The organism is Planctomycetota bacterium (assembly GCA_018242585.1).
In the GTDB taxonomy this organism is placed as follows: Bacteria; Planctomycetota; Planctomycetia; order Pirellulales; family PNKZ01; genus JAFEBQ01.
Genome location: JAFEBQ010000031.1, coordinates 70,511 through 80,373, shown reverse-complemented (window position 1 = coordinate 80,373; position 9,863 = coordinate 70,511). Strand labels below are relative to the sequence as shown.

The 9,863-nt window shown below is 62.9% G+C and carries 8 protein-coding genes and 1 tRNA gene; 7 read left to right on the top strand and 2 right to left on the bottom strand.

Translation table 11 applies throughout. The features are described 5' to 3' along the window. The first annotated feature begins 197 nt into the window (after positions 1–197). The 7 genes from JSS27_15780 (at position 198) to recG (ending at position 9,084) form a co-directional block, all read left to right on the top strand. Positions 198–629, top strand: coding sequence for a hypothetical protein (locus tag JSS27_15780; GenBank protein MBS0210404.1), 432 nt, complete (start codon positions 198–200; stop codon positions 627–629). Positions 630–1,176: 547 nt separating this feature from the next. Then, positions 1,177–1,250: transfer RNA gene (locus JSS27_15775), tRNA-Thr, on the top strand. Positions 1,251–1,408: 158 nt separating this feature from the next. Then, on the top strand, positions 1,409–2,740 hold the full coding sequence (locus tag JSS27_15770; protein ID MBS0210403.1) for a tetratricopeptide repeat protein: 1,332 nt from the start codon (positions 1,409–1,411) through the stop codon (positions 2,738–2,740). 55 nt (positions 2,741–2,795) lie between these two features. Continuing rightward, positions 2,796–3,977 (top strand): tRNA guanosine(34) transglycosylase Tgt, encoded by a 1,182-nt coding sequence (gene tgt, locus JSS27_15765; GenBank protein ID MBS0210402.1) that lies wholly within the window; start codon positions 2,796–2,798, stop codon positions 3,975–3,977. A gap of 279 nt (positions 3,978–4,256) precedes the next feature. Next, entirely contained in the window at positions 4,257–5,969 is a 1,713-nt protein-coding gene (locus tag JSS27_15760; protein MBS0210401.1) for a HAMP domain-containing protein, read from the top strand. Positions 5,970–6,367: 398 nt separating this feature from the next. Further along, positions 6,368–6,844 (top strand): ribonuclease HI, encoded by a 477-nt coding sequence (rnhA, locus tag JSS27_15755; protein MBS0210400.1) that lies wholly within the window; start codon positions 6,368–6,370, stop codon positions 6,842–6,844. 110 nt (positions 6,845–6,954) lie between these two features. Beyond that, the gene (gene recG / locus JSS27_15750; protein ID MBS0210399.1) at positions 6,955–9,084 is read left to right on the top strand and encodes an ATP-dependent DNA helicase RecG; all 2,130 of its coding nucleotides are present in this window, start codon (positions 6,955–6,957) and stop codon (positions 9,082–9,084) included. 10 nt (positions 9,085–9,094) lie between these two features. Here the strand turns inward: recG and JSS27_15745 are convergent, their stop codons facing one another. Further along, positions 9,095–9,391, bottom strand: coding sequence for a type II toxin-antitoxin system RelE/ParE family toxin (locus JSS27_15745; GenBank protein ID MBS0210398.1), 297 nt, complete (start codon positions 9,389–9,391; stop codon positions 9,095–9,097). Further along, a complete protein-coding gene (locus JSS27_15740) occupies positions 9,388–9,618 on the bottom strand; it encodes an addiction module protein (protein MBS0210397.1) in 231 nt (76 codons plus the stop codon). Before JSS27_15740 ends, JSS27_15745 begins: the two co-directional genes overlap by 4 nt. Between the last annotated feature and the right edge of the window lie 245 nt (positions 9,619–9,863).

Sequence of the window (9,863 nt, the reverse complement as noted above, 5' to 3'; positions counted from 1 at the left end):
CAGCCACAAGAGCCACGGCAGCCATAAGAGCCACCACAGCTCGAAGCACGGCAGCCACAAGAGTGGCAAGAAGTGCTAGTTGTTGTTGAGTCGAGGATGAGTGGCGCAAGATGAGCCACTCTCGGGCACAAATGGCGGGCGGGCGCGGGCGATAGCCCTCGCTCCGCCCGCTGTCTCTTTGCAAGCCGGAACTTGCCATGAGCCAGAAGACGACCGCGAAGTCAGCGAATCGCCAGAAATCGTCGAAGCCGAACAAGGAGACGTTCAGCTACATGGGTGAGCGCTACGTCTTCGACATTACCAAGGCGATTAAATTCGCCGGCGATGGCCGTGAAGCATTTGAACTCGCTCAAGACGACGTTCGGTTCAGTCTCAAAAAGGTCCGCATCAACAAGGACCATGTCAAAACGGTCGATGTCACCAAGCCTGGCATCGTGGCCAACCTCCAATACGAATGTAAGGATGGCAGCTTGGTCCGTGGCCATCGGCTCATCGACGGCCATCACCGGGCCCAGCGGTGCTTGAAGCTTGGCGTGCCGTTTCAGGTCTATTTGCTGACCGACACAGAAAGCGACGCGATCGTCCTCAAGCAGCCGAAGCAGCAGACAGCGCCGGCTCGCTCAGAATAGCCATTGGTACGCGCGCCCCCGGCGTCCGATCTGGGCATCGCCCGCCCCCCCCCACAAAACTGCCCGGCCTGGCATGACGTTGCCGCTCATCAGGTCGCAAATAGGGCGAAATCCGAAGCAAGTCGAGCGTCGATTTGTCGACGTCCCGGCTGCTTGTTTTGGTAGGCAGTAAGACAAGCAAAGCGGATGCCCTGCAAAGCGAGCAACTCGTCTGCCATAAGCTATTGACATACAGCAGCTTAAACTGCAACCGCGGCGAGTGGATCCGAACTTGGGCGTAGTCGGCCGAAGCGGCTCTAAACCGACGCCGGACCAGAGGTTAACCGGGGCTTGGACGCACCCGTCCCTCGTGATACACTTCAGGGCTTATTGCGCCATCGGGGGTTCAGGCTCGTCGTACCGCTTCGTCGCTGGAGTGGCTGCGGCCGAGTTTGCGGTCGGGTTGTCGAGTGTCGCTCCCACAGTGGCTGATGCCACCGAGGTCGGCTCGGCGCTGATCGAACCTGGCGTCCAGTGGCGCGACTTCCTTTTGAGTGCAATCACCCAGGCCAGCATAGCTTCAATTGGCAGAGCACCGCATTCGTAATGCGGGGGTTGTGGGTTCGACTCCCACTGCTGGCTCTTGCTGACCGCCCGCGCGGTCCACCGTTTAAGATCCGAGTTCCTGGTTCGCCAGTTCCGCCCAGCCACAGGTTCCATCACGTCATCGGCCCACGCTGCACCGGGCAGCCGAGGCCGGCCACACCGTAGCGATTGATTCGCGGTAAAGGTTTTCGTCCATGTCGCAAGTGCTCGATCAACAACAAATCGTCAAGTCGATCGTTCTCTCCAACAGCCCGTTCGGCCCGCAGGACGTTACGCAGTTGGCCCAGGCCATTGCCAGCGACTTCTCGAACTACCGCCTGCTGAACGAAGCGGTGCAAGAGCTGGAACAGAAGGGTGACCCCAGCCCGGCCGGCAAGGTGCGCCTGGGCATTTGCTATTACCTGCAAGGGCGCTACCGCCTGGCCGAAGACACGCTGGTCCACGCCGACAGCGGCGCGCTGGCTTACTTCTACTTGGGCAAGACCCGCTACGCTCGCCAGGACTATCCCGGCGCGCTCGACGCTTATCAGATGGCCGCTCGCGCCGGTTACAACTCCGACGCCTGTCATCTGGCCCGGGCCGAGTCGCAGCGCGCGGCCGGCGACCTGACCGAAACGATGAAGACGCTCGACGGGTTGTCGGGCGCGGTTGAGCAATCGGGCGAATACTTGTACCAGCGCGGCGCGACCGTGGCCGCCATCGGTGGCAACCCGCACGAAGTTGTCGCCTTGTTCGAGCGCGCCGTGAACAACGATCCCCGTCATCCGGGCGCGTTGTTCGGTCTGGCCCTCGAGAACGACCGCCGCGGCAACGACGACGAAGCCATCGACCTTTATCAGCGGAGCGTGGCCCAGTTCCCGCCGACCTACGGCGCGCTGTTGAACCTGGGGCTGTTGTACGAAGACCGCCAGCAATACGACCGCGCTCGCCAGTGCTACCAGCGGATTCTCGACGTGTTCCCCGGCGACCCCCGGGCTCGCATGTACATGAAGGACGCTTCGGCCTCGGGCGATATGTTCTACGACGAAGACGCCCAGCGCCGCCGCGATCGCCTGAACACGTTGCTCAGCATTCCTGTCACCGATTTCGAGCTGTCGGTTCGCAGCCGCAACTGCCTGCAAAAGATGGGCATCAACACGCTGGGCGATCTGACTCGGGCGACCGAGCAGGAACTGCTGGCCAGCAAGAATTTCGGCGAGACCTCGCTGACCGAAATCAAGGACATGCTCAACAGCAAGGGGTTGAGCCTCGGCCAGTTCGCTCACGAGAAGACCCGCGTCGATCTGAGCGCCGAGTTGGCGACCATGTCGCCCGACGAGCAGGCCCTGCTGAACAAGCCGATTGCCGATCTGAACCTGTCGGTGCGTGCCCGCAAGTGCATGGCTCGTCTCAATATGACGACCATTGCTGAGCTGGTACGTCGCAGCGGTGACGAGCTGCTCGAGTGCAAGAACTTTGGCGTCACCAGCTTGAACGAAGTGCGCGAGAAGCTCACGACGCACGGACTGAAGCTGCGTGGCGACTGATCGCCGTGCCTTGACTGTTGCTCACGAGCGACTTCTTTAGCGTGCAGGGTGGCGAATGACTGCGCCCACGGGCAACGCGCCGGCCTGCACGTTCCAGTTGCTGCACGTCGACACCGGCGGTGTAGCCTCAGGCAGCGCCAACGCGGCTGGTGGTGCGCGGCGCGGCCGGCTTTCACTGCCGCACGGCACGGTCGAGACGCCAGCCTTCATGCCCGTCGGCACCCAAGGGACCGTCAAAGGATTGACGATCGACCAGGTCCGCGCGACCGGCGCCGAGATGATCCTGGGGAACACCTATCATCTGGCCTTGCGGCCGTCGGCCGAGGTGGTGCGCGATCTCGGCGGCCTGCACGCGATGATGCAGTGGACCGGCCCCATCCTGACCGACAGCGGCGGCTTCCAATTGTTCAGCCTGGCCGAGATGACCCGGGTGTCGGAAACCGGCGCGATCTTCCGCTCGCACATTGACGGCTCGCTGGTCGAGCTGACTCCCGAGCGCGCGATCGCCATCCAGAAAATGCTCGGCAGCGACGTGGCGATGGTGCTCGACCATGTGGTGGCGCTGCCGTCGGATCGCGACACTATTGTCGACGCGCTCGAACGGACGCTGCGCTGGGCGCGGCGCTCGCGCGATGCCGGCACCCGCGCGGACCAGGCACAGTTCGGCATCGTGCAAGGGGGGCTCGATGAAGGGCTGCGCGTGCATTGCGCCGCAGAACTGGTGAAGCTCGACTTCCCCGGCTACGCCATCGGCGGCTTGAGCGTGGGCGAGCAGCCGGCCGAAATGTACCGCGCCATCGAGTGGACCACGCCGGTCCTGCCGGTCGACAAGCCGCGCTACCTGATGGGGGTCGGCCGGCCGCAGGATTTGCTCGAAGCGATCGCCCGCGGCATCGACATGTTCGACTGCGTCATGCCGACGCGCAACGGCCGCAACGCGCTGGCGTTCACCGACGCCGGGCCCCTGCGCGTGCGCAATCAGCAATTCCAACGCGACACGCGACCGCTCGAAGAGGACTGCCCCTGCCTGGCCTGTCGGCACAGCCGCGGGTACCTGCGGCACATGTTCATGGCCGGCGAGATGCTGGGTCCGACGCTGCTATCAATTCACAACCTGACTTATTACCAACGCCTGTTGGCCCGTGCGCGCGCGGCCATCGAAGCCAACCGGTTCCAAGAGTTCCGGGCCGAGCGCCTGGCCGGCTGGAACAAGGTCGCTGCCGAACCCGAGGCGTGAGCACGTTCCGCCCCTGGCTGCCTCTCACCGCGCCTTTGTAACCCAGGAACCGACTCAGGGTGGCACGGCCGCTAGCCGGCCGTGTTGCGCAGCAACAAGAAAGAGGTTCAATTCTCCACCGTCGTTCTTGTCGCTGCGCGACCCAGCCGCAAGCGGCTGGGCCACCCAAATGTTTCGGCGTGCCAGCGGCCCCGCCACCCCTCACTGGGCTTTTTCAGCGGCGGAACTTAGAATACCTTCGCAGCTTAGGGCGGACGGCGAAACCTTGCGTGGCGGCTCATGTCTTATCGCACCTTAAAGCGATTGATCGGCGAGAAAAGCCTCGAGCGTAAATGCTTGATGTTGTTCGCCGTCAGCTTGCTGCTGCTGATCACTGGCAGCTTCTGGCTGTACAGCGGGCTGACCGAGCAACTGGTCACCAAGCAGAATCGCACCCGAGGTCGCGACCTGGTCGACAAGATTCTGCTGCAGACCCACTGGGAACAATACACCGCCAAGAGCGACAAGGCCTTCAGCGAGGTGATCAAGAACCAACTCGGGCCGATTCTGGAGTACCACGATTACGCCTGCGTGCTCATCCGACCCAACAGCCGCGACCCAGCCCACGCCCCGCGCGATGCCTGGGAAGTGCAAGAGCTGTCCCGGGTGCCAGCCTATGCCTCGACCAGCGAGCCGCCGCGCCCGTTCGGCCGGCTGATCAACGGCGGCAAGGACTACGAATATTACCAGCCGATCTACGCCTCGAAGGGCTGCATCAACTGCCACCGCGCGATCCAAGGCCCCAGCAACCTGGCCGAAGGCGACTTGATGGCGGTCGCCCGGGTGCAGATGTCGAACCAGACCACCCAGCGCGACCAGGCCGTCAACCGTGGCATCTTGATCGGGCTGGCGATCATCACGGTGTTCCTGGCGATCGTCTGTGCGTGGGGCATTATCCGTTACGTGATCGGCAAGCCGCTGAAGCACTTGCGCGATGTGAGCGACGCGGTCAGCAAAGGCGAGACCGACCAGCGCGCCGAGATTCGCACCGGCGACGAGTTCGAGGAACTGGGCAACGCGTTCAACCGGATGTTGCGCCACTTGCTCGACGCCCAGCAAGAGCTGCAAAAGGTGAACTCAAACCTGGACGTGAAAGTCGACCAGTTGGCGCAGGCCAACATGCAGTTGTTCGACATGAACCGCTTGAAGAGCGACTTTCTGGCCACGATGAGCCACGAGCTGCGCACGCCCTTGAACAGCATTATCGGCTTCAGCGACGTGCTTAGCTCGATCAGTTCGTTGGAGGACAAGCAGAAGCGCTACGTGCAGAACATTCAGAAGTCAGGGCGCGTGCTGCTGGACATGATCAACGACATCTTGGACCTGGCCAAGATCGAAAGCGGCAAGATGGACGTCCGGGCCAGCGAGTTCCGCATCGACGGCGTGATCGCGGCCCAGTGCGACATGGCTCGCCCGCTGACCGAAAAGAAGAACATCGATCTCGACGTGGAAATCGAACCCGACCTGCCCACGTTGTTCCAGGACCAAGGAAAGGTCCAGCAGATACTGAACAACTTGCTGTCAAACGCCATTAAGTTCACGCCCGAGGGAGGCCGAATCGTCGTGACCGCGCGGCGCGGCACGAACGACGAGCTGAACCTGGTCGTGGCCGACACCGGCGTGGGGATTGCCGAAGAGGACCAGGTCAAAGTCTTTGAAAAGTTCCGCCAAGGAAGCTCAGTGCTGATCGGCGGCGACGCCATGACCCGGGAGCACTCGGGCACGGGGCTGGGCCTTTCGATCGTCAAAGAGCTGTGCAAGCTGCTGGGGGGCGAGATTTCGCTGCACAGCGAGTTGGGCAAAGGAAGCGTCTTTACGGTCCACTTGCCCTGGTCCGCCCCGGTGGTCCCCAAGGTCGAAACGCCCCTGGCCGATGACCTGAGCGACTTGACGCGCGCCCGGCGGATCGACTACGAACGTACCGCAACGGGCGCCGTCCCGCCGGCGGCGTGAGCGCAGGGCGCGTGGCGATGCGCCTTGGCGACGCACCGCGTCGCTAGTGGACGGAGACGCATCAGTCGCGCGCGAGTCGCCATCAACCCTTCTCCCTTCGGGAGAAGGTGGCGGCGCTAGCCGACGGATGAGGGTCCCGATTCAATCTTGTTTGGTATCGCGCGAAGTGAGTCGAACAGAACTCGATGATCAAAACGCAGAACAAAGTTGACCCTCATCCGGCCTTCGGCCACCTTCTCCCGAGGGGAGAAGGGTTGGCGCACAATCCGTGATGATGGAAACGTGATTGGCCTTGAACGTCTTTACCCTCCCCCCCTGCCCCTCCCTGTAAGGGAGGGGTGTTCGCGTGTGCCTTGTGTTGCGATTGAACTACCGTCACTGAAAGACAGAACGACTCCGTGAAATCTGATCAGCCTGCTTCTGAAGTTCAACTGTTCACCGACGGCGGGTGCAGCGGCAACCCCGGCCCGGGAGGCTGGGCCTTCATCTTGCGCCACCCGGCCACCGGCAAGGAAATCGAAGAGTCGGGCGCCGAGCAAGTGACCACCAACAATCGCATGGAGCTGATGGCCGTCGTACGCGGCTTGGAGAAGCTGTCGCGACCCACGCGCGTCGAGCTGCTGACCGACAGCGTCTATGTCGGCAAAGGGTTGAGCGAGTGGATGGCCAACTGGAAGCGCAACGGCTGGCGTCGCCGCGAGGGAAAAAAATGGGCCGAGGTCAAGAACGAAGACCTCTGGCGCCGACTCGATGAGCTGGTCGCCCAGCATCAGCTCACCTACACGGCCGTCGCGGGGCACAGCGGCCACGCGGAAAACGACCGCTGCGACGAGCTGGCCGTGGCGGCCTATCAAAAGTACCGCCGCACACGATAATGCCGCGAGTCCAGCAAGCGCCACGACTCCCAAGCCCAGGGTTTTACTCCCAAGGTCTTTGCCGCGTCGAGCGTTCCCAACTGCGGCCGCGCGATTGCTACAATACCCCCATGAGCGAAGCCGCGCGCACCGATGATCGACCTGCCGCCGATGTGCTGGCCACGCCAGTGCAGTACCTGCGCGGCGTCGGGCCGCAGCGCGCCGAGTTGCTCGAACGGCTGGGTCTGCGCACGGCGCGCGACGTCCTTTTCTATTTTCCGCGCGACTATCAAGACCTCAGCGATCTGAATACGATCGACGATCTGGCCGAAAACGTCCTGCTGCGCGTGCGGGCCGAGGTGCTGGAAGTCGAATCGCGCCGCGGCCGCAACGGTCGCACCGTCCTCGGCCTGCTCTTGAAGGTCGGGCCGGCCACGGTCAATGCCGTCTGGTTCAATCAGCCCTTCTTGCGCGACAGGTTCGCGGTCGGGCAGCAACTGCTGCTGATCGGCAAGGCCCGCTTTCGCGGTGGCGTGTGGCAGTTCTCGCACCCCTCGACCAGCATCATCGAAGCCGAGCCCGACGAAGACCTGCCCAACATGTTGCCGGTCTATTCGCTGACCGAAGGTCTGGCCCAGGGGCACCTGCGGCGGATCGTCCGGGCCGCGGTCGAGTTGTGCCTGCCCGTGTTGGAAGAAGTCTTTCCGCCGTTATATCTAGAACAGCATGCGCTATTGCCGCTGCAACAAGCATTGCCGCAGATTCACTTCCCGCACGATCGCGACCAGTTGGCGACCGCGCGGCGGCGGTTCGTTTACCAGGAGCTGTTCATCTTGCAGTTGGCGTTGGCCACGCGCCGCCGCCGGCAACACGATCAGTCGCAAGCGCCGCCGCTCGAGACGTCGGCCAAGATCGATGCCCGCATCCGCCGGCTGTTTCCGTTCGAGCTGACCGAAGGACAGAACCAGGCCATTCGCGAGATTTGCGCCGACCTGGCCCTGCCGCTGCCGATGAACCGGCTGTTGCAAGGGGACGTGGGCAGCGGCAAGACGATCGTCGCCATGTACGCGATTCTGCTCGCCATCGCCCACGGCTACCAGGCCGCCCTGATGGCGCCGACGGAAATCCTGGCCCGGCAACACGCCGCCACGCTGGGCAAGCTACTGTCGCACAGCCAGGTGCGCTGGAAGCTGCTGACCGGCGGTTTGCCGGCGTCGCAGCGCGAGGCGATCCGCGCTGGGCTGCGCTCGGGCGAGCTCGATGCCGTGATCGGCACGCACGCCATGTTGCACAACGACGTCGAGTTCAGCCGGCTAGGCGTCGTGGTGATCGACGAGCAACACAAGTTCGGCGTGCGCCAGCGCGAAATCCTGCGCCGCGCCGGCGTCGATCCGCATTATCTGGTGATGACCGCCACGCCGATCCCACGTTCGCTGGCCATGACGCTGTTCGGCGACTTGGAAGTCACCACACTGCGTGACGCCCCGCCGGGTCGTCAAACGGTGCGCACCTACTTGGCGACGGCCGAGCAACGCGAGAAGTGGTGGGACTTTTTCCGTCGCAAGCTGCGCACCGGCCGGCAAGGCTACGTCATCGCGCCGCTGGTCGATGCCGAGCAAACGGTGACCAGCTTTGACGACGACGCCGAAGCCCCTCCGGCCGCGGCCGAACAATTGTTCGAGGCGCTGGCCCACGGCCCGTTGAGCGAGTTCCGCGTCGGCCTGGTTCACGGACGAATGAGCGGCGCCGAGAAGCAAGCGGCCATGGAGAAGTTCCGCTCGGGTCAGACCCAGGTGCTGGTCGCCACCACCGTGATCGAAGTCGGCGTCGATGTGCCGAACGCCACGCTGATGACCATCGAAGACGGCCACTGCTTTGGCCTGTCACAACTGCACCAGTTGCGCGGCCGCATCACCCGCGGCACTCACCCGGGCTATTGCTGCGTGTTTGCCGAGATCAAGAACGACGCGGCCCGCGAGCGGTTGGAAGCCCTGGTCAACACGACCGATGGCTTCGCCTTGGCCGAAATCGATTTCAAGCTGCGCGGGCCGGGCGATTTGCTGGGGACTCAGCAACACGGGCTGCCGCCGCTACGGATTGCCGACCTGCACGAGGACGGCGCGATCTTGGAAGAGGCGCGGCAAGACGCCCGGGAGATGATTGCACAGGATCCGGGCCTAGCCGCGCCGGACCATCAGCGCCTGCGCCGGCAGATGCTATCGCGCTACGGCAGCGTGCTGGAACTCGGCGATGTGGGGTGAGCCAAGAATCTCACGACCGCTCTTGCCAAACTGATGGATCGCGTGAGGAATGGTGAACGGCAACCACAAACAAATGGTTACTGGCAATCCGGTAGTAAATGCCAAAGGGAAAGCGGTGGAGCAGCGCCAAGCGAATGCGCTTGCTGACTAACGGATACCTTTCGGGTGAGCCGCTAATCCTCCTCAGCAACTCATCGACGGCCCGATCAAAAACAACTCCCAGGCCCGCCCTCTGCGATTCGTACCAAAGCACTGACTCCAAATACTCTGCCTCGGCACGCGGGTCAAAGATAATCGGCAAACTCATTGCCCGAGCCGCTTCGCTAGCTTTTCCCTGACCTGCTCCCAGGGCACTCCGGTCGATGGATCGGCTTCGTGTTCGTCCACGCGCCGTTCCAGTTCGGCTAGCTGCGCGTCGGTCATCGGGACCAAGCCCGTCTCAGCGGTAATGCTGTCCCAAATCTCATTGACCAGCAGCAGTCGCTGCTCGATCGACATCCGGTCGATGCCCAGCGATTGAAACTCGGGCGACATAAGGCAGCCTCGGAAATTGCCGTGAAGAAGACTGCCTGCATTATACCACGCTAGCAGCCAAGGGCGGCGGATCAAAGCCGGCATCAGCCAGCCCCCCAATTAAGCATTAAGCATTTCGCATTAAGCATTCCCCCCCACCTCGGCCAACCGGCATAGACGCCAATCTGGCCTTTGTTTATTGTTCGCCCCTCTTCGTCCTTCCCACCGCTAGCACTTCCGTCGGCGTTCGCCTCGGAGATTCATCA

Excerpts from the sequence above, each read along its gene's own strand:
- JSS27_15780 (MBS0210404.1), top strand. The coding sequence starts at position 198 with ATGAGCCAGAAGACGACCGCGAAGTCAGCGAATCGCCAGAAATCGTCG.
- JSS27_15770 (MBS0210403.1), top strand. The coding sequence starts at position 1,409 with ATGTCGCAAGTGCTCGATCAACAACAAATCGTCAAGTCGATCGTTCTC.
- tgt (MBS0210402.1), top strand. The coding sequence starts at position 2,796 with ATGACTGCGCCCACGGGCAACGCGCCGGCCTGCACGTTCCAGTTGCTG.
- JSS27_15760 (MBS0210401.1), top strand. The coding sequence starts at position 4,257 with ATGTCTTATCGCACCTTAAAGCGATTGATCGGCGAGAAAAGCCTCGAG.
- recG (MBS0210399.1), top strand. The coding sequence starts at position 6,955 with ATGAGCGAAGCCGCGCGCACCGATGATCGACCTGCCGCCGATGTGCTG.
- JSS27_15745 (MBS0210398.1), bottom strand. The coding sequence starts at position 9,391 with ATGAGTTTGCCGATTATCTTTGACCCGCGTGCCGAGGCAGAGTATTTG.
- JSS27_15740 (MBS0210397.1), bottom strand. The coding sequence starts at position 9,618 with ATGTCGCCCGAGTTTCAATCGCTGGGCATCGACCGGATGTCGATCGAG.